The organism is Pseudomonas kitaguniensis, assembly GCF_009296165.1.
GTDB lineage: Bacteria > Pseudomonadota > Gammaproteobacteria > Pseudomonadales > Pseudomonadaceae > Aquipseudomonas > Aquipseudomonas kitaguniensis.
Genome location: NZ_VUAZ01000061.1, coordinates 12,182 through 31,171, shown reverse-complemented (window position 1 = coordinate 31,171; position 18,990 = coordinate 12,182). Strand labels below are relative to the sequence as shown.

The window sequence follows — 18,990 nt, the reverse complement described above, 5'->3', positions numbered from 1 at the left end:
CGTGCCTGCAGCGCCAGCCACCCCGGCGGCCCCGGTTCAGGCGCCGGCTGCTGCGGCCACCGCTCCCGTTGCCCCGGCCGCGCCAGCGATGTCGCCACCCACCACCCCTGCGTTGATCGCCGGTGATGGGCACCTCCAGATTACCTTCATCGGTGACTGCTGGACGCAAGTCACGATGGCAATGGCAAAGTGCTGTTCAGCGGTCTGAAGCGTAAGGGAGATACTCTTGACCAGGGCGGCAAGCCTCCTTTGACGCTGCGTCTGGGCTATGCCCGTGGCGCGCAAGTGGCCTACAACGGCCAGCCTGTGGACGTGGCGCCGTTCACCAGTGGCGAGACCGCTCGCCTCAAGTTGGGACAATAGTCATGCACGGCGAATCTCCAATCAAACGTCGCGTATCGCGCAAGATCTGGGTCGGCTCGGTGCCGGTGGGCGGTGACGCTCCCATCGCAGTACAAAGCATGACCAACAGCGACACCAATGATGTGCCCGCCACCGTGGCGCAGATCAACCGTCTGGAAGCTGCCGGCGTCGACATCGTTCGCGTGTCCGTGCCGGACATGGACGCTGCCGAAGCCTTCGGTCGCATCAAGCAATTGGTTAAAGTGCCACTGGTTGCCGACATTCACTTCGACTACAAAATCGCATTGCGCGTAGCCGAGCTGGGCGTCGATTGCCTGCGCATCAACCCGGGCAACATCGGTCGTGAAGACCGTGTGCGCGCGGTGGTGGATGCGGCGCGTGATCGCGGCATTCCAATCCGTATCGGCGTTAACGCCGGCTCGCTGGAAAAAGACCTGCAAAAGAAATACGGCGAGCCGACTCCGGCGGCGCTGGTTGAATCGGCGCTGCGCCACGTTGAGCACCTCGAACGCCTGAATTTTCAGGACTTCAAGGTCAGCGTAAAGGCCTCCGACGTGTTCATGGCGGTAGAAGCCTACCGCCTGCTGGCCAAGGAAATCGTCCAGCCATTGCACTTGGGTATCACCGAAGCTGGCGGTTTGCGCTCAGGCACAGTGAAATCTGCGGTGGGTCTCGGTATGCTGCTCGCCGAAGGCATTGGCGATACTATCCGCATCTCTTTGGCGGCAGACCCGGTCGAGGAAGTGAAGGTCGGTTACGACATTCTCAAATCGCTGCGTCTGCGTTCGCGTGGCATCAATTTCATTGCCTGCCCGAGCTGTTCGCGGCAGAACTTCGACGTGGTGAAAACCATGAACGACCTGGAATTGCGCCTTGAAGACCTGCTGGTGCCGTTGGATGTTGCGGTGATCGGTTGCGTGGTCAACGGCCCCGGCGAAGCTAAAGAAGCGCACGTTGGCCTGACCGGCGGAACGCCAAACCTGATTTACATCGACGGCAAGCCGTCGCAGAAGTTAACGAATGAGAATCTGGTGGATGAGCTCGAAAGGCTGATCCGCCAGAAAGCAGCCGAAAAGGTTGCGGCTGACGCAGCGCTGATCGCGCGCGGCTGATTGAACGAATTTAAGGATTTGATGTGAGCAAGTCTCTGCAAGCCATTCGTGGCATGAACGACATCCTGCCGGAGCAGACGCCACTGTGGCGCTACTTCGAGAGCACTGTCGCGCGTCTGCTGGATAACTACGGTTACAAGCAGATCCGCATGCCCATCGTCGAGTTCACCGAGCTGTTCAAACGCTCTATCGGTGAAGTCACCGACATCGTCGAAAAAGAGATGTACACCTTTGAAGACCGCAACGGCGACTCCCTGACCCTGCGTCCGGAAGGGACTGCCGCGTGCGTGCGCGCCGTGCTTGAGCATGGCCTCACCGGTGCTGGCCAGCCGCAGAAACTCTGGTACATCGGTCCGATGTTCCGCCACGAGCGCCCACAGAAAGGCCGTTATCGCCAGTTCCACCAGATTGGCCTGGAAGTGTTCAACCTCGACGGCCCGGACATCGACGCCGAGCTGATCGTGATGACCTGGCGCCTGTGGGGCCAGTTGGGCATCCGCGATGCGGTCAAACTGGAGCTCAACAGCCTGGGCACCAGCGAATCCCGCGGTCGTTACCGCGTGGCGCTGGTCGAATACCTGTCTGCGCACCTCGACAAGTTGGACGAAGACAGCCAGCGCCGTCTGAAAACCAACCCGTTGCGCGTGCTGGATACCAAGAACGCCGACACCCAAGCCGTACTGGTCGATGCGCCGAAAATGGCCGACTACCTCGACGACGAATCCCGTACGCACTTCGAGGGCCTCAAGGCTCGTCTGGACGCGGCCGGTATTCCGTACGTGATCAACCCGAAGCTGGTGCGTGGCCTCGATTACTACAGCAAGACCGTGTTCGAGTGGGTCACCGACAAACTCGGCGCCCAGGGCACCGTGTGTGCCGGTGGTCGCTACGACGGTCTGGTTGAGCAGATGGGCGGCAAGCCGACTACCGGCGTGGGTTTTGCCATGGGCATCGAGCGGCTGATCCTGCTGCTGGAAACCCTGGAGCAAGTGCCCGAAGAAATTTCGCGGCAGGTGGACGTGTACCTCTGTGCCTTTGGCGAGGCTGCCGAATTGGCGGCGTTGGCCTTGAGCGAAAAAGTGCGCGACCAGTTGCCGAACCTGCGCCTGCAAGTCAATGCCGGCGCCGGCAGCTTCAAGAGCCAGTTCAAAAAAGCCGACAAGAGCGGTGCGCTGTACGCACTGATCCTTGGCGATGATGAATTGGCCCAGCAAGTGATAGGTTTCAAACCCCTGCGTGGTCAGGGTGAGCAACAGAACATTGCCTTTGATGCGCTCGCCGCGCACCTGGCCACCTGCGCCGTGCAGGGTTGAAGCTGTCGAACAGCCGAATTTAGCGATTAAGGAGTATTGGGGTGTCGAGTACTGATGACGATCAACTGGTCGAGTTAAAGGACTGGTGGCAGCGCAACGGCAAGCCTTTGGTGACTGGCGGTCTGCTGGCTTTAGTGGTGGTGTTTGGCTGGCAAGCCTGGCACAAGTATCAGGCCAACCAGTCTCAAGGTGCCTCGATCCTCTATCAGCAATTGCTGGAAACCACGCTGACGCCGAACGGTAAGCCTGACCCTGCCCAAGTGGCGGATTTGGCCGGCAAGCTGAAAAGCGAATTCGGCGGCAGCACGTACGCGCAATACGGTAGCCTGTTCGTCGCGAAAGTTGCGGTCGATACCGGCAAGCTGGATGACGCCGCCACTGAACTGAAGGCTATCGCCGACAAGCCGGCCAACCCAACGCTGGGTGAAATCGCACGTCAGCGCCTGGCGCAGGTATTGGCGGCACAGAACAAGGCTGACGAAGCACTGAAACTGCTCGACGGCGATGCTGACAAAGCATTCGTGGCCACTCGTGAAGAGCTCAAGGGCGACCTGTTGGTCCAATTGGGTCGTACCGACGAAGCCCATGCTGCGTACCAAAAAGCCAAGGCGGCGCTGTCTGATGAAGCGGCGGTCGGTGGCTTACAAATCAAGCTCGACGACTTGGCCAAAGGGGATGCGTGACGTGATCCGTTGGAAACATGCAGCATTGCTGGCTCTGGCCGTTCTGGCCGCGGGTTGCAGCAGCAACAGTAAAAAAGAACTGCCTCCTGCCGAGCTGACCAGCTTCAAGGAAGAAGTGGTCTTGCAAAAGCAGTGGAGCCGCTCGGTCGGTGACGGCCAGGGCGACCTCTACAACCTGTTGCAGCCGGCGATTGACGGCGACAACATCGTGGCCACTGATTCCACCGGCGTGATCATTGCCATGGACCGCATGAATGGCGACGTCAAGTGGAAGAAAGACCTCGAACTGCCGGTGTCCGGCGGTGTGGGCGTTGGCTACGGCATGGTGCTGGTCGGTACGCTGAAAGGCGACGTGGTCGCCCTGGACTCCGCCACCGGTGAAGAGAAATGGCGCGCCCGCGTGACCAGCGAAGTGCTCTCCGCACCGGCTACCAACGGCGATATCGTTGTGGTGCAAACCCAGGATGACCGTGTTATCGGTCTGGATGCCGCCACCGGCAACCAGCGCTGGTTGTACGACAGCACGCCTGCGGTATTGACCCTGCGCGGTACCAGTGGTCCGATTGTGACCAACAATCTGGCGGTTGCAGGCCTGTCGACCGGTAAAGTAGTCGCCCTGGATACCCAGAACGGCGTACCGGCCTGGGAAACCCGTGTGGCAATCCCGCAAGGTCGCTCCGAGCTGGACCGCGTTGTCGACATCGACGGTGGCTTGCTGCTGTCGGGCGAAACCCTTTATGTCGCCACCTACCAGGGCCGCGTTGCCGCGCTGGACCTGCAAAGCGGGCGCATCAACTGGCAGCGTGATGCTTCCAGCTACGCCGGTGTCGCCCAAGGGTTTGGCAGCGTCTACGTAAGCCTGGCCTCCGGCACCGTAGAAAGTGTCGACGAGCGTTCCACCACTGCGCTGTGGAGCAACGATTCTCTGGCCCGCCGTCAACTGTCGGCACCGGAAGTGTTCTCAAGCTACGTAGCGGTAGGTGACTTCGAAGGTTACCTGCATCTGCTGAGCCAGGTGGACGGCCGTTTTGTAGGCCGTGAGCGTATCGACAGCGACGGCGTGCGTGTGCGTCCGCTGGTTGTGGGTAACATGCTTTACGTGTTTGGCAACAGCGGCAAGCTCGAAGCCCTGACCATCAAGTAAAGAACCCTGCTTGGGGTAAAACCCAGGCGGCCCCGCTACGGCGGGGCATGCGGCATTTGAATATGCTGCCCCGAGCACCAGCCGCTGCCTTGCAGCGGCTTTTGTATTTTCTGAAATAACGAAGTGGAGAGCCGCATGGTTCCCGTAATTGCCCTGGTGGGCCGACCTAACGTCGGCAAGTCCACCTTGTTCAACCGCCTGACCAGGACTCGCGACGCCATCGTCGGCGACTTGTCCGGTCTGACCCGTGATCGCCAATACGGTGAGGCTAAGTGGCAGGGGCGCTCCTACATTCTGGTCGACACCGGTGGTATTTCCGGTGACGAACATGGCATGGACGAAAAAATGGCCGAGCAGTCGCTGCTGGCCATTGAAGAAGCCGATGTTGTTCTGTTTCTGGTAGACGCCAAAGCCGGTTTTACTGCGGCTGACCAGATGATCGCGGAGCACTTGCGCAAGCGTAACAAGCGCTCGTACGTGGTCGCCAACAAGGTCGATAACATCGATCCGGAAATGGCCCGCGCTGAATTTGCCCCGTTGGGCATGGGGCACGCGATTCCCATCGCCGGTGCTCACGGCCGTGGTATCACGCAGATGCTCGAAATCGCCCTCAGCGATTTCCCGAAAGATGAAGACGAGCCCGAAGAAGGCGAAGAAGAAATCGTCGCCGAAGGTGAGGAAGCCAAGCGCATTCCTGGCCCGAGCGAAAAAGACGGTATCAAGATCGCGATCATCGGCCGCCCGAACGTCGGCAAGTCGACCCTGGTTAACCGCATGCTCGGTGAAGACCGGGTAATCGTCTATGACGAGCCTGGCACCACGCGTGACAGCATCTACATTCCGTTCGAACGCAACGAAGAAAAGTACACGCTGATCGACACCGCCGGTGTGCGCAAGCGCGGCAAGATCCACGAGGAAGTTGAAAAATTCTCGGTGGTGAAAACCCTGCAAGCGATCAAAGACGCCAACGTGGTGATCTTTGTGATGGACGCCCGCGAAGGCGTGGTAGACCACGACCTTAACCTGCTGGGCTTCGCCCTGGAAGCCGGTCGGGCACTGGTCATCGCGATCAACAAGTGGGACGGCATGACGCCGAGCGAGCGCGATTTCGTCAAGATCGAGCTGCAGCGCCGCCTGTTTTTCGTCGAGTTCGCCGATATTCACTTTATCTCGGCACTGCACGGCACCGGCGTGGGCAACCTCTACGCGTCGGTACAAAACTCGTTCAAGTCTGCGGTCACCCGCTGGCCGACCAACCGTCTGACCCAGATCCTCGAAGACGCAGTGGGCGACCACGCGCCGCCGATGGTCAACAACCGCCGGATCAAACTGCGTTACGCCCACTTGGGTGGTGCCAACCCGCCGATTATCGTGATTCACGGTAACCAGATCGAGAAGGTGCCGAAGTCTTATGTGCGTTACCTCGAAAACACCTATCGCCGTGTCTTGAAGCTGGTCGGTACGCCGATCCGTATCGAGTTCAAGGGTGGCGAGAACCCGTACGAAGGTAACAAAAACAGCCTCACCGACCGCCAGGTCAACAAGAAGCGCCGGATGATGACGCACCACAAAAAAGCCGATAAGAAGCGTCGCGACAAACGCTGATTAAGGTTAAAAAGGCGCCGATGGCGCCTTTTTTTATTGTGCGCGCCAGGCCTTGCTCAAGAGAACAAGCGAGTAGTGTAGAAATTCACTGCGCCGATAGATCCTTTGGCGGAACCCAAAACCAGAATACGTTGCTGCTGGTCGATAGCGAGATCAAGCGGTGTGTTGAACTGGCCGCCAAATTCCAGTAACACTCGGCCGTTCCCGGTAGGGCCAAAGGCATTATCGGGGTTACCGTTGCGGTCGAAGCGTGCCAGTACGGCTAGAGCGCTGAAGCCGGTATCAATGATACCGAGGGTGATTATGTTCCCTTGATACACAAGCACCTTGTGCCATGCATTCACCTGCGGCGTAATGACCGGCAGCCCACCGAAATCGGCATGTGGGGACCCGTCAGGGTTCAGTTTGACCAGAAGCGCACCCTGCGAGGTTGAACCGCAAATCAGGATGCCGTCTTCGTTTGAGACCAGATCAGCGTAATGCCGGTCCTGGTCGCGTTGCTCGCCACCCACGGCGAAAGTTACATCCGTCCTTCCATCCTTATCGAATCGTTTAATCAGGCCTCCTTTGACGCCGCGATTGTCGTCGGTGTTACCCGCTACGAGAATACGGTCATCAGCCTGTAGAGCGAGTACAGAGGGGATGAAAACTTCACCACCCCGAGTAAGTGCTTCGGCATACCCCAAGCCTTCGTTGAAGGTAGCGTCAAGCACCCCGGCCGGTTGAATGCGCGATAGCAGGCCGCCCCAATAATTTAATTCGAAGACGTACTCATACAACGTCACGACCGACCCCGTTGATTGAATACGGGCGTTGACGATAGGCTTGCCGTGGCTGCCTAACTCATTTGGCAGTGGTGATTTCAGTACGAAAGTACCGTTATCGCCGTGGCTGGTATCAGCGGTTCCATCATCACGAAGCCAGGCAAATGAGGGCATGCGCATATTCGCGTGATCGTGGACAAAACCAAGCAGCAACCACCCAGAGTTCTTCAATGCGAATGTTTTTAAGCCGTGAGAGCCCCACCCGGGTTCGTCAGGGTTGAAGTGCCCGCATGCCATTCCCTGTTCACCGAACCCCTCGACCATCGCCCCGTTTTCGTCTCGGCGCATCAAAATGAACTGAAATTGGGTGTGCGTGGGCAAGTGCGATGGCGCAGCACCCGCAATCAACGCTTCGTTGTTGTGGGTCAGGCTCAGCCCATGCGCTTCGTAGTGCTCGACACCGTTCGGGTTGATCAATTGATAACCCGCGTTCCCGTAGGACGTATCGAGATCGCCGGCCGCTCGGTAGGCAGAGGGTGTGTCAGTTTTTAAAGGCATGACGTTTCTCCTGGCTGAAACAGTTGTCGGGTTAGTAAGCGCCAGGTTTTTGGCCGACATAACTGTGAAAATTACCTGTTCTTTCGTTTACCTATGACCACTTGTCGACTTATCTTCGCTGCTGGCTGGCGGGTAAAGTGAGCCTTTCATAAGGGCCGACGTCTTTTTTGTGCGCAATGCATAAGCTATTCTCGAACGCTCCCGTGCCGCCGTAGAGCCGGGTGTTCAGCAGGGGCTCACCAATGATCACCAGCAAGCTGCCAAATGTCGGCACGACGATTTTTACCACCATGTCGCAACTCGCCGCAGAGACCGGCGCGCTCAACCTGTCCCAGGGGTTTCCTGACTTCAACGGCCCACAGGGCTTGCTCGATGCCGTGGGTAAACATGTCGCCAGCGGGCATAACCAATACGCCCCGATGACCGGCTTGCCGGCGCTGCGACAGCAAGTGGTGGCCAAGATAGCCCGCAGCTATGGCGCCACGGTTAACCCTGACAGCGAAGTGACCATCACCCCCGGCGCGACTGCGGCGATCTTTTGCGCGATTCAGGCGGTGATTCGTAACGGCGATGAAGTCATTGTGTTCGACCCTTGTTACGACAGTTATGAGCCCTCGGTTGAGCTGGCGGGCGGTCGCTGCGTGCATGTGCAACTGAGCTTGCAAGGTTTTGCGCTGGATTTTGAGCGGATCAAGGCCGCGCTGTCGCCACGCACGCGCATGATCATTCTCAACACCCCGCACAACCCCACAGGCGCCTTGATCAGCCGTGCCGAGCTGGACCAACTGGCCGAACTGATCCGCGACCGGGATATTTACCTGGTCAGTGATGAGGTTTACGAACACTTGGTGTTCGATGGCATCGGGCACGTCAGCGTATTGGCGCATGAAGAGCTGTATCAGCGTGCGTTCGTGGTCAGCTCTTTTGGCAAGACCTACCACGTCACCGGCTGGAAAACCGGCTATGTGGTTGCGCCGCCGGCGCTCACCGCCGAGCTGCGCAAGGTGCATCAATATGTCAGCTTCTGCGGCGTCACCCCGTTGCAGCATGCATTGGCTGACTTTATGGCCGAACACCCGGAACACGTCGAGGAGTTGCCGGCTTTCTATCAAGCCAAGCGCGACTTGTTTTGCGACCTGCTGGCGCCGTCGCTCTTCAGCTTTACGCGGGTGACCGGCACCTATTTTCAACTGGTGGATTACTCACAGATTCGCCCGGACCTGGATGACGTCGCCATGTCGCTGTGGATGACCCGCGAACACGGCGTGGCGACCATCCCGGTTTCGGTGTTCTATCAGAGCCCACCGCAAGGCCAGCGCCTGGTGCGCCTGTGCTTTGCCAAACGCGAGGAGACGCTGCGACACGCAGCGCAAAAACTATGCGTGATCTGAGTGTATTGCCCGACCTGAATATTGCCTTGGTCCAGACCAGCCTGGTGTGGCATGACCGCCAGGCCAACCTCGAACACTTTGAGCTGCTGCTTGAGCAGGCCAGGGGCGCCGACCTGATCGTGCTGCCGGAGATGTTCACCACCGGGTTCTCGATGGAGTCGGCCACGCTCGCCGAGCGCGAGAATGGCCCCACCCATCGTTGGCTCCAGGCCCAGGCGGCGAAATACAACGCGGTGATCACCGGCAGCGTGATCATCCAGGCCGCCGACGGCAGCCACCGCAATCGCCTGCTATGGGCGCGCCCGGATGGCGAGGTGCTGCATTACGACAAGCGCCACCTGTTCCGCATGGCCGGCGAGCATGATCACTACACCCCCGGCGAGCGTCAGGTGCAGTTCGAATTGAAGGGCTGGCGCATTCGTCCGCTGATTTGCTACGACCTGCGCTTCCCGGTGTGGAGCCGGGATGCTCAAGACACTGACCTGCTGCTGTACACCGCCAACTGGCCCGGCGCCCGTCGCCTGCATTGGAACCGCCTGTTGCCTGCGCGGGCGATTGAAAACCTGTGCTACGTGGCGGCGGTGAATCGAGTGGGCACAGATGGCAAAGGTTTTGCCTACACCGGCGACAGCCAGGTGCTGGATTTCCAGGGCGAGACCTTGCTGAGTGCGGGGGAGGCGAATGGTGTGTTTCAGGTGTGCCTGGAGGCGGCGGAGCTGGCGGCGTATCGCAGCAAATTCCCGGCGAACCTGGATGCTGATAGTTTTCAGTTGGCCTGACAGACCGCTATCGCGAGCAAGCCCGCTCCCACAGTTAGCCCGTTTCCACAGTTAGGTAGGTGAACACAGGCAAATGTGGGGGCAGGGCAGTGATTTGTGAACACATTCAAAATGTGGGAGTGGGCTTGCTCACGATGAGGCCCTCACAACCACCACAAAAAAGGCCCCTGGATTCTCACCCAAGGGCCTTTCGCATTTCAGCCGCCAGTTACGCGGCTTTTGCTTCCTGCTGGCTCAACGAACGATTCAGCGCGCTGAACAAGGCCTTGAAGCTGGCCGTGGTGATGTTTTCATCAATGCCTACGCCGTGCACCGGACGCTCACCGTTCACACGCAGCTCGATATACGCCGCCGCCTTGGCGTTGGTGCCGGCGCCGATGGCATGTTCGTTGTAGTCCATGATCTCCACGCCAATCGGCAGGCCAGCCACCAGCGCTTCGAGTGCGCCGTTGCCTTTGCCTTTCCAGTGCAGGTTGGTTTCGCCCTGGCCTTTGCCTGACACTTCCACTTCGACAAAGCTGTTGCCGTTCTCTTCCTGCAGGCGATGGCTGACCAGCGCATACGGCGTGTTGGCTTGCAGGTATTCACGCTGCAGCAACGCGTAAATCTGTGGTGCGGTCATCTCCAGGCCCACGCGATCGGTTTCGGCCTGTACCACTTGGCTGAATTCGATTTGCATGCGGCGCGGCAGGCTGATGTCGTATTCCTGCTCCAGCAGGTAAGCGATACCGCCTTTGCCCGACTGGCTGTTTACACGAATCACCGCCTCGTAGCTGCGGCCGATGTCGGCCGGGTCGATCGGCAAGTACGGCACTTCCCACAGCGCGTCGGCTTTTTGCTGAGTAAAGCCTTTGCGGATTGCGTCCTGGTGGGAGCCGGAGAACGCGGTGTGCACCAGGTCGCCAACGTACGGGTGGCGCGGGTGCACCTGGATCTGGTTGCACTCTTCGACGACTTTGCGCACGCCGTCGATGTCGGAGAAATCCAACTGCGGGTCGAGGCCCTGGGTGTACATGTTCAGTGCCACCGTCACCAGGTCGACGTTACCGGTGCGCTCGCCGTTGCCGAACAGGCAGCCTTCAACACGGTCGGCGCCGGCCATCAGGCCCAGCTCGGTGGCGGCCACGCCGGTGCCACGGTCGTTGTGGGTGTGCAGGCTGATGATCACGCTGTCACGACGGTTGATGTGGCGACCGAACCACTCGATCTGGTCGGCATAGATGTTCGGCGTGGCGCATTCAACCGTGGCCGGCAGGTTGAGGATCATCTTGTGCTCAGGCGTCGGGTTCCACACCTCGATTACCGCGTCGCACACTTCTTTGGCGAACTCCAGCTCAGTGGCGCTGAAGGTCTCTGGCGAGTATTCGAAGGTCCATTGGGTTTCCGGCTGCTGGGCGGCGTATTTGACGAACAGCTTGGCGGCGTTGACCGCGATGGCTTTGATGCCGTCCTTGTCCTGGTTAAACACGATGCGACGAAACGACGGCGAGGTGGCGTTGTACAAATGCACGATGGCTTTTTTGGCGCCGCGCAGCGATTCGAAGGTACGCGCGATCAAGTCTTCACGGCCCTGGGTCAGCACCTGAATGGTGGTGTCCTCGGGGATGTGGTTGTCTTCGATCAGGGTACGCACGAAGTCGAAATCGGTTTGCGAAGCGGCCGGGAACGAGGCTTCGATTTCCTTCACGCCCACCGCAACCAGGGTTTTCCAGAAACGCAGCTTTTTCACCGCGTCCATTGGCTCGATCAGCGACTGGTTGCCATCACGCAGGTCGGAGCTGCACCAGATAGGCGCTTCGGTGATGGTTTTCGACGGCCAGGTGCGGTCCGGGATGTCGATGGTCGGGAACGCGCGGTACTTCGAAGACGGGTCTTTGAGCATGCTCATCGGGAAATCCTTGGTTGTAGGGGCCGAAAAAAGGCGGCCTGCCGTGAAACTGTTATTAGGATGCTTTTTATTGGGGTGAAGCATAGGCGAGGCAGATCGATTCAGCCTGGCAGTCGTGCGCTGACGAGGCACAGGCTGCGGTGCTGGCGGAGCTGAATGAGGGTGTGAGAGGTTTTCATAAGCTCAACCCTAACCGCAGGGGTGAAAGATGGCAAGCAGCCGATAAAAATTGATATAATTTTTGCTATTCGCGGTTGGGGCGAGATTTTGTGGCTGTAAATGTGTCTGCTTGTGAATTTAATTGCGCGGCCTTTATTGGCCGCGCAATCGAGTCATTCAGGGTTGGAACGCGCCGATAAAGATCGCCGGGTCTACGCGTGCATCGTTGAGGCTGATGTTCCAGTGCATATGCGGCCCGGTCGCCCGCCCCGTCGAGCCGACCTTGCCCACCACCGCACCGCGTGGCAGTGGGTCGCCGACCTTCACGTCAATCTTCGACATGTGGCAGAACATGCTGATAAAGCCCTGGCCATGGTCGACAAATACGGTGTTGCCGTTGAAGAAGTAGTTGCCGGTCAGAATCACTTTGCCTGCCGCCGGGGTTTTGATCGGCGTGCCCGCGCCTACCGCGAAGTCCAGGCCCGAATGCGGGTTGCGCTCTTCGCCATTAAAGAACCGGCGTACGCCAAACTTGCTCGACAGCGGGCCATTGACCGGCTTGTCCAGCAGCAAGTTGCTCGGCGTGTTCGGGCTGAAGCTGCGGTAAGCCTTGAGCTGCACCGCCAGTTCGGCCTCGATGCGTTTGAGCTGCGCCGGGTCCGGGTTCACCTGGCTTTTGTTCTTCAGGGTGATGTGTTGCTCGGGGTATTTTTTGAAACCGACGATAAACGGCAGGTTTTGCGTGCCACTGGTGAGGCGTTGGGTGCCGGGTTTGACCGTCAGCGGGATGCCCACAATCGCCAGCCAATTGTTCTGTTCCTTGACCACCAATACCGGTCGGTTCTGGTAGGTGGCTTTAGGCGCAGTCGCCGAACTGCCGAGGTCGACCACTGCGACGCCACCCGGCACCGGCTTGTTCAGCAACCGCGTGATGTAGCTGTCGGCGTGGGCGTTGAAGGTCAGGCATAACAGCATCAGCAGGCTAAATAGACGGGGCATCAATCAATCCAATAACGAAAGGGTGACGGGTGTCAGGTGGTTATCTTCCACCCGCACCTGCAATTGGCCTTCACCGAGGCGCGCGGTCAGGCGTTGGCCGGTGTGGGTTTGCGCAGCGTTTCTAATCGCGTGGCCGCGTTCATCCAGCAAAATGCTGTAGCCACGGCCCAAGGTGGCCAGCGGGCTGACTACCTGCAACGTCTGCACCTGGCTTTGCAGTTGCAGGCGACGCGCCTTGAGGCCTTCGCGCATGGCACGCGGCAGGCGTTCGGCGAGGCTGTCGAGGCGTTGGCGCAGCAGCGCCAATTGACGGCCGGGGTGCTGGCCGGCGAGGCGGGTTTCCAGGCGTATCAAGCGCTCGCGGCGAGTATTGAGGCTGCGCTCGAAGGCGCGGCGCAGGCGCATGTCCAAGTCATCCAGGCGCTGCGCTTGCTGGCGCAAGCGCTCGCCGGGGTGGCGCAAGCGACGAGCCATGCCCTCAAGGCGCAGGCGGTCATGGGTTAGCCGATTGCGTATCAGCATCAGCAGCCGGCGGTGCAGGCTTTCAACCTGGCGTACCAGGTTACTCGCGTCCGGCGCGAGTAACTCAGCGGCGGCAGACGGCGTAGGCGCGCGCACGTCGGCCACAAAGTCGGTGATCGACACATCGGTTTCATGGCCCACGGCGCTGACGATCGGCGTGACGCAGGCATCCACTGCGCGCGCCACGGCTTCTTCGTTGAAGCACCACAAGTCTTCCAGCGAGCCGCCGCCACGCGCCAGGATCAACGCGTCGAAGCCGCGCGCGTCGGCCAGTTTCAGCGCGCGCACAATCTGCGCAATCGCTTCGCGGCCTTGCACGGCAGTCGGTATCAACGTCAGTTGCACCTGCGGCGCACGGCGGCGGAACACGCTGATGATGTCGCGAATCACCGCGCCAGTGGGCGAGCTGATAATGCCGATGCGCTGCGGGTGGGCCGGTAGCGGCACCTTGCGCTCGGCACTGAACAGGCCTTCGGCGCTGAGCTTTTCCTTTAACGCATCAAACGCCAGGCGCAGCGCGCCATCGCCGGCGGGCTCTACCGTGTCGAGGATCAATTGATAGTCGCCACGGCCTTCGAACAGCGAGACCTTGCCGCGTACCTTGACCGCCAGGCCATCCTTTAAGGCCTGGCGCACCCGCGCGGCATTATTGCGGAACAGCGCGCAACGCACTTGGGCGCCGCTGTCCTTCAAGGTGAAATACACATGGCCGGAGGCGGGGCGGGCGAGGTTGGAAATTTCGCCTTCCACCCAGATATTGGTGAACACGTCTTCCAGCAACACCCGCGCGCGGCCGTTGAGCTGGCTGACAGTCAGGACTTCGCGGTCCAGGCCCAAGCGGGCAAAGGGATCTTTAATCATGAGCGGCAGTTTATAGGCATTCGCGCAGGGTTTGGCAGAATTGCGCTACCGGCGCGCAGTGCTACGCTGCCTGGCCGCTGCTCTCAAGGGCGACTAAAGTGTTGCCATCTCTTTCAAGGACGTGACGATGAGTGCGGTTGAGCTGATGAGCCAGTGGTCGTTTGGCGGTGTTGATTGGCTGGTGATCGGCCTGTGTGTGGTGCTGGCTTATATCGTGTTTGGCATCGCAGGCTTCGGTACGGCGCTGGTCGCCGGGCCGATCCTGATCATGTTTATGCCGCTGTCGAAGATCATCCCGCTGCTGGTGCTGCTGGATTTTGTCGCGGCGTTTGGCAACCTGCTGCAATCGCGCCGCGACGTCAACAAGCCGGAGCTGCTGCGATTGCTGCCGTGCATGGCAATCGGTTGCACGTTCGGCGTGATTTTTTTGCTCAACCTGCATTCGGATCTGTTGCTGCTGTTGATGGGGTTGTTCATCAGCGCCTATGCGATTTACAACCTGGCAGTAAAAGCCCGACCGACTCAACTGGCGGCGGGTTGGTCGATTCCCATGGGCACTGTCGGCGGTCTGTTTGGCGCGTTGTTTGGCAGCGGCGGCTTTTTATACGCGCTCTATTTGAACAGCCGTTTGCCCAAGGACGCGGCGCGCGCCACCCAAAGTGCATTGATCAGTTGCAGCACGGTGGTGCGCCTCGGTTTGTTCCTGGTCGCCGGGGTGTATGCCGATTGGCCGCTGTTGTTATTGGCGGTGTGCCTCTTGCCGGCGATGGCTGTGGGGCTGTGGTGTGGGCGCAGGCTGACGATGCGCATGTCCCGCGAGGCCTTTGTAAGGTGCGTGACGTGGCTGGTGTTGGCCAGTGGCCTTGCATTGATCGGGCGCTACTTGAGCACTTGACCGGATTTATTCAGGGCTTAAGCTGCCAGCCTTCAGGGCCTCATCGCGAGCAAGCCCGTTCCCACAGGTGACGCGCAGTTAAATGTAGCCACACCGCAGGACTCCAATGAACTCCCAAAGCATCCTTGTCCCGAAAATCTCCACCTTGCCCGTCCACGAACCCCGCGCCCGGGCAATCGTGCGCTGGCTGGTGCGCAAGAACATCATCAAGGAAGAACTGACCACCTGCGGGCGCACCGGCAACCGCATGGCCTATGCGCTGGCCGACGGTGCCCGCGCGGTGGTGCTGCACCCGGCCGCGCTGCCGTTCAACGAGCCGATCAATGGCCTCGAAATCATCTACAAGCGCTGCATTTACACGCCAGCCAAGGGCTTTCTGGAAGAAGCCGGCTGCCCGGAATGCCTCAAGGAAGTCGGCGAAGCCCTCTTTGAAAGCCTCGAAGACTGGATGCCCGGCCACACCGACAACTTCACCTGCCCGCTGTGTGGGCATGAAGATGACATCAACGGGTTTTTATTCCTGCAAGAGTGCGGGTTTTCCAACTTGGGCTTCATCTTCAATAATTGGGCGGAAGCGGGGTTCAAGCAGAGCTTCATCGACGAATTCGCCGATTGGCTGGACCAGAAGATGAGCTGGGTCAAAGTCGAGCTTTAATCAACCTCACCTGTAATCCCAAATATGTCAGAGTTTTACATTGAGCCCGAGGGGGTGTCTGAGTATAATGACGCGCTTCCATTTTCCCGCTCGGGAGCCCCCGCGATGCTGCGTATCAGCCAAGAAGCTCTGACATTCGACGACATTCTCTTAGTGCCCGGTTATTCCGAGGTGCTTCCTAACGAAGTCAGTCTCAAGACCCGCCTAACCCGTGGCATCGAGCTGAATATTCCCCTGGTTTCTGCTGCCATGGACACCGTCACCGAAGCCCGTTTGGCAATCGCCATGGCTCAGGAAGGCGGCATTGGCATCATCCACAAGAACATGACCATCGAGCAGCAAGCTGCCGAAGTGCGCAAGGTCAAGCGTTACGAAGCCGGTGTGGTCAAAGACCCGATCACCATCGAGGCTGACGCCACCGTGCGTGACCTGTTCGACCTGACCCGCCTGCACAACATCTCCGGTGTTCCGGTGCTGCATGATGGCGACCTGGTCGGCATCGTCACGTCGCGTGACGTGCGCTTTGAAAACCGCCTTGAAGTTACCGTCCGTGAAGTGATGACGCCCAAAGAGCGTCTGGTCACTGTGCGTGAAGGTGTCGACAAGGACGAGGCTCGTGAGCTGCTGCACAAGCACCGCATCGAGCGCGTATTGATCGTCGACGACAAATTCGCCCTTAAAGGCATGATGACCGTCAACGACATCGAAAAAGCCAAGGCTTACCCGCTGGCCAGCAAAGATGACCAAGGTCGTCTGCGCGTCGGCGCTGCGGTCGGCACCGGTAAAGACACCGGCGACCGCGTTGCAGCTTTGGTGGCAGCCGGCGTTGACGTGGTGGTGGTCGACACTGCCCACGGCCACTCCAAAGGCGTGATCGACCGCGTTCGCTGGGTTAAACAGAATTTCCCTGACGTACAGGTTATCGGCGGCAACATCGCCACCGGCGCAGCCGCCAAGGCGTTGGCCGAAGCCGGCGCCGACGCCGTCAAGGTCGGTATCGGCCCAGGCTCGATCTGCACCACGCGCATCGTCGCCGGTGTGGGCGTGCCGCAAATCAGCGCCATCGCCAACGTCGCCGCAGCCCTTGAAGGCACCGGCGTACCGTTGATCGCCGACGGCGGCATCCGTTTCTCCGGTGACCTGTCCAAGGCCATCGTTGCCGGTGCTTCCTGCGTGATGATGGGCTCGATGTTCGCAGGTACTGAAGAAGCGCCGGGCGAGATCGAACTGTTCCAGGGCCGTTCGTACAAGGCTTACCGTGGCATGGGTTCGCTGGGCGCCATGTCCCAGGCGCAAGGCTCCTCCGACCGTTACTTCCAGGACTCTTCGGCAGGCGCCGAAAAGCTCGTACCGGAAGGCATCGAAGGCCGTGTGCCGTACAAAGGCACGCTCAGCGCGATCATCCATCAACTGATGGGCGGCCTGCGTTCCTCGATGGGCTACACCGGCAGCGCCAACATCGAAGAAATGCGCACCAAGCCCGAGTTCGTGCGGATCACCGGCGCCGGCATGGCTGAATCGCATGTCCACGACGTTCAGATCACCAAGGAAGCGCCAAACTACCGCGTAGGTTGATGCTTCCAGCAAAATGTTAAGTAACCGGGGCTGTCTTATTCAGCCCCGAGTTGTTTCTGATTCATTAGACGAGACTGACTTCATGGCCCTCGACATTCACGCCCACCGCATCCTGATCCTCGACTTCGGTTCCCAGTACACCCAACTGATCGCCCGCCGCGTGCGTGAAATCGGCGTGTACTGCGAACTGCACCCGTTCGACATGGATGACGAAGCGATCCGCGCATTTGCACCTAAAGGCGTCATCCTCGCCGGTGGCCCCGAGTCCGTGCACGAAGCCAACAGCCCGCGCTGCCCGCAAGCGGTGTTTGACCTGGGCGTACCGGTGTTCGGTATCTGCTACGGCATGCAGACCATGGCCGAGCAACTGGGCGGCAAGGTTGAAGGTTCCGAGCTGCGTGAATTCGGTTATGCGCGTGTCGACGTGGTCGGCAAAAGCCGCCTGCTGGACGGCATCGAAGATCACGTCGACACCGACGGCCTGTTCGGCCTCGACGTATGGATGAGCCACGGTGACAAGGTCACCAAGCTGCCGCAAGACTTCCACATCCTGGCCAGCACCCCGAGCTGCCCGATCGCCGGCATGTTCAACGACGAGCGCGGCTACTACGGCGTGCAGTTCCACCCGGAAGTCACCCACACCAAGCAAGGCGGGCGCATCCTGTCGCGCTTCATCCTCGACATCTGCCAGTGCGAAGCGCTGTGGACCCCGTCGAAAATCGCTGAAGACGCGATCGCCAACGTGCGCGCCCAAGTCGGCACCGACAACGTGCTGCTCGGCCTGTCCGGCGGCGTTGACTCCTCGGTAGTTGCCGCGCTGCTGCACAAAGCCATCGGCGACCAACTGACCTGCGTGTTCGTCGACAACGGCCTGCTGCGCCTGCACGAGGGCGAGCAAGTAATGGCCATGTTCGCCGAAAACATGGGCGTCAAAGTGATCCGCGCCAACGCCGAGGAACAGTTCCTCAACAACCTGGCCGGCGAGTCCGACCCAGAGAAGAAGCGCAAAATCATCGGCCGCACCTTCATTGACGTCTTCGATGCCCAAGCCACCAGCCTCGACAACATCAAGTACCTGGCCCAAGGCACCATCTACCCTGACGTGATCGAGTCGGCCGGCGCCAAAAGCGGCAAGGCCCACGTGATCAAGTCCCACCACAACGTCGGTGGCCTGCCAGAGGAAATGAACCTCAAACTGGTAGAACCGCTGCGCGAACTGTTCAAAGACGAAGTGCGCCGCCTCGGCCTGGAACTCGGCCTGCCGTACGATATGGTTTACCGCCACCCATTCCCGGGCCCAGGCCTGGGCGTGCGCATCCTCGGTGAAGTGAAAAAGGAATACGCCGACCTGCTGCGTCGCGCCGACCACATCTTCATCGAAGAACTGCGCAAAGCCGACTGGTACCACAAAGTCAGCCAGGCTTTCGTGGTGTTCCAGCCGGTGAAATCGGTAGGCGTGGTCGGCGATGGCCGTCGTTACGCCTGGGTCGTGGCGCTGCGTGCGGTGGAAACCATCGACTTCATGACTGCGCGCTGGGCACACCTGCCGTACGAACTGCTGGAGACGGTCAGCGGGCGTATCATCAATGAGATCGAAGGTATTTCGCGCGTTACTTATGATGTGTCGAGCAAGCCGCCTGCGACGATTGAGTGGGAATGATATGAACACGAAGGGCGCCGCAAGGCGCCCTTCGTGCATAACGAGGCATTAAACTATAAACCCC

The 18,990-nt window shown here is 59.7% G+C and carries 15 protein-coding genes and 1 pseudogene; 12 read left to right on the top strand and 4 right to left on the bottom strand.

All coding sequences use genetic code 11. The features are described from left to right. The 6 genes and pseudogenes from F0169_RS11735 to der all read left to right on the top strand — a co-directional run. A pseudogene (locus F0169_RS11735) lies at positions 1-363 on the top strand (DUF4115 domain-containing protein); the annotation flags it as partial. A gap of 2 nt (positions 364-365) precedes the next feature. Beyond that, a complete protein-coding gene (gene ispG, locus F0169_RS11730) occupies positions 366-1,475 on the top strand; it encodes a flavodoxin-dependent (E)-4-hydroxy-3-methylbut-2-enyl-diphosphate synthase (RefSeq protein WP_152746621.1) in 1,110 nt (369 codons plus the stop codon). A 23-nt stretch (positions 1,476-1,498) separates the two neighbouring features. Beyond that, positions 1,499-2,788, top strand: a complete 1,290-nt coding sequence (gene hisS / locus F0169_RS11725; protein WP_099235480.1) for a histidine--tRNA ligase — start codon at positions 1,499-1,501, stop codon at positions 2,786-2,788. 41 nt (positions 2,789-2,829) lie between these two features. After that, the gene (locus F0169_RS11720; protein ID WP_058414853.1) at positions 2,830-3,471 is read left to right on the top strand and encodes a YfgM family protein; all 642 of its coding nucleotides are present in this window, start codon (positions 2,830-2,832) and stop codon (positions 3,469-3,471) included. Then, complete coding sequence (gene bamB, locus F0169_RS11715) at positions 3,464-4,615, top strand: outer membrane protein assembly factor BamB (protein ID WP_058414852.1); 1,152 nt, start codon at positions 3,464-3,466, stop codon at positions 4,613-4,615. The genes F0169_RS11720 and bamB overlap by 8 nt, the downstream gene beginning before the upstream one ends. Positions 4,616-4,750: 135 nt before the next feature. Continuing rightward, positions 4,751-6,220: a ribosome biogenesis GTPase Der gene (gene der, locus F0169_RS11710; protein WP_058414851.1), complete on the top strand. Its 1,470-nt coding sequence runs from the start codon at positions 4,751-4,753 to the stop codon at positions 6,218-6,220. Between the two features lie 56 nt (positions 6,221-6,276). Here the strand turns inward: der and F0169_RS11705 are convergent, their stop codons facing one another. Continuing rightward, positions 6,277-7,542 (bottom strand): NHL repeat-containing protein, encoded by a 1,266-nt coding sequence (locus tag F0169_RS11705; protein ID WP_172979414.1) that lies wholly within the window; start codon positions 7,540-7,542, stop codon positions 6,277-6,279. Positions 7,543-7,784: 242 nt separating this feature from the next. On the opposite strand from F0169_RS11705, the gene F0169_RS11700 reads away from it, so the two are divergent. Both F0169_RS11700 and F0169_RS11695 read left to right on the top strand, forming a co-directional pair. Then, complete coding sequence (locus tag F0169_RS11700) at positions 7,785-8,933, top strand: pyridoxal phosphate-dependent aminotransferase (RefSeq protein ID WP_152746619.1); 1,149 nt, start codon at positions 7,785-7,787, stop codon at positions 8,931-8,933. Next, a complete protein-coding gene (locus F0169_RS11695) occupies positions 8,921-9,712 on the top strand; it encodes an amidohydrolase (protein ID WP_058414848.1) in 792 nt (263 codons plus the stop codon). Before F0169_RS11700 ends, F0169_RS11695 begins: the two co-directional genes overlap by 13 nt. A gap of 208 nt (positions 9,713-9,920) precedes the next feature. On the opposite strand, the gene leuA is transcribed toward F0169_RS11695, so the two are convergent. The 3 genes from leuA to xseA all read right to left on the bottom strand — a co-directional run bounded on the left by leuA (position 9,921) and on the right by xseA (position 14,141). Continuing rightward, entirely contained in the window at positions 9,921-11,600 is a 1,680-nt protein-coding gene (gene leuA, locus F0169_RS11690) for a 2-isopropylmalate synthase (protein WP_152746618.1), read from the bottom strand. Positions 11,601-11,936: 336 nt separating this feature from the next. Beyond that, a complete protein-coding gene (locus F0169_RS11680) occupies positions 11,937-12,758 on the bottom strand; it encodes a M23 family metallopeptidase (RefSeq protein ID WP_058414846.1) in 822 nt (273 codons plus the stop codon). 3 nt (positions 12,759-12,761) lie between these two features. Continuing rightward, positions 12,762-14,141, bottom strand: a complete 1,380-nt coding sequence (gene xseA, locus F0169_RS11675) for an exodeoxyribonuclease VII large subunit (protein WP_152746617.1) — start codon at positions 14,139-14,141, stop codon at positions 12,762-12,764. A 127-nt stretch (positions 14,142-14,268) separates the two neighbouring features. Here xseA and F0169_RS11670 point away from each other — a divergent pair, with 127 nt between their 5' ends. The 4 genes from F0169_RS11670 to guaA all read left to right on the top strand — a co-directional run bounded on the left by F0169_RS11670 (position 14,269) and on the right by guaA (position 18,926). Then, positions 14,269-15,036, top strand: a complete 768-nt coding sequence (locus F0169_RS11670; protein WP_152746616.1) for a sulfite exporter TauE/SafE family protein — start codon at positions 14,269-14,271, stop codon at positions 15,034-15,036. A 106-nt stretch (positions 15,037-15,142) separates the two neighbouring features. Continuing rightward, positions 15,143-15,691 (top strand): hypothetical protein, encoded by a 549-nt coding sequence (locus F0169_RS11665; protein WP_058414843.1) that lies wholly within the window; start codon positions 15,143-15,145, stop codon positions 15,689-15,691. A gap of 105 nt (positions 15,692-15,796) precedes the next feature. Continuing rightward, positions 15,797-17,266 (top strand): IMP dehydrogenase, encoded by a 1,470-nt coding sequence (gene guaB, locus F0169_RS11660; protein WP_058414842.1) that lies wholly within the window; start codon positions 15,797-15,799, stop codon positions 17,264-17,266. 82 nt (positions 17,267-17,348) lie between these two features. Further along, entirely contained in the window at positions 17,349-18,926 is a 1,578-nt protein-coding gene (guaA, locus tag F0169_RS11655; protein ID WP_058414841.1) for a glutamine-hydrolyzing GMP synthase, read from the top strand. Positions 18,927-18,990: the final 64 nt, after the last annotated feature.

Excerpts from the sequence above, each read along its gene's own strand:
- guaA (WP_058414841.1), top strand. The coding sequence starts at position 17,349 with ATGGCCCTCGACATTCACGCCCACCGCATCCTGATCCTCGACTTCGGT.
- guaB (WP_058414842.1), top strand. The coding sequence starts at position 15,797 with ATGCTGCGTATCAGCCAAGAAGCTCTGACATTCGACGACATTCTCTTA.
- F0169_RS11665 (WP_058414843.1), top strand. The coding sequence starts at position 15,143 with ATGAACTCCCAAAGCATCCTTGTCCCGAAAATCTCCACCTTGCCCGTC.
- leuA (WP_152746618.1), bottom strand. The coding sequence starts at position 11,600 with ATGAGCATGCTCAAAGACCCGTCTTCGAAGTACCGCGCGTTCCCGACC.
- F0169_RS11700 (WP_152746619.1), top strand. The coding sequence starts at position 7,785 with ATGATCACCAGCAAGCTGCCAAATGTCGGCACGACGATTTTTACCACC.
- xseA (WP_152746617.1), bottom strand. The coding sequence starts at position 14,141 with ATGATTAAAGATCCCTTTGCCCGCTTGGGCCTGGACCGCGAAGTCCTG.
- ispG (WP_152746621.1), top strand. The coding sequence starts at position 366 with ATGCACGGCGAATCTCCAATCAAACGTCGCGTATCGCGCAAGATCTGG.
- F0169_RS11680 (WP_058414846.1), bottom strand. The coding sequence starts at position 12,758 with ATGCCCCGTCTATTTAGCCTGCTGATGCTGTTATGCCTGACCTTCAAC.
- bamB (WP_058414852.1), top strand. The coding sequence starts at position 3,464 with ATGCGTGACGTGATCCGTTGGAAACATGCAGCATTGCTGGCTCTGGCC.
- der (WP_058414851.1), top strand. The coding sequence starts at position 4,751 with ATGGTTCCCGTAATTGCCCTGGTGGGCCGACCTAACGTCGGCAAGTCC.
- F0169_RS11670 (WP_152746616.1), top strand. The coding sequence starts at position 14,269 with ATGAGTGCGGTTGAGCTGATGAGCCAGTGGTCGTTTGGCGGTGTTGAT.
- F0169_RS11705 (WP_172979414.1), bottom strand. The coding sequence starts at position 7,542 with ATGCCTTTAAAAACTGACACACCCTCTGCCTACCGAGCGGCCGGCGAT.
- F0169_RS11695 (WP_058414848.1), top strand. The coding sequence starts at position 8,921 with ATGCGTGATCTGAGTGTATTGCCCGACCTGAATATTGCCTTGGTCCAG.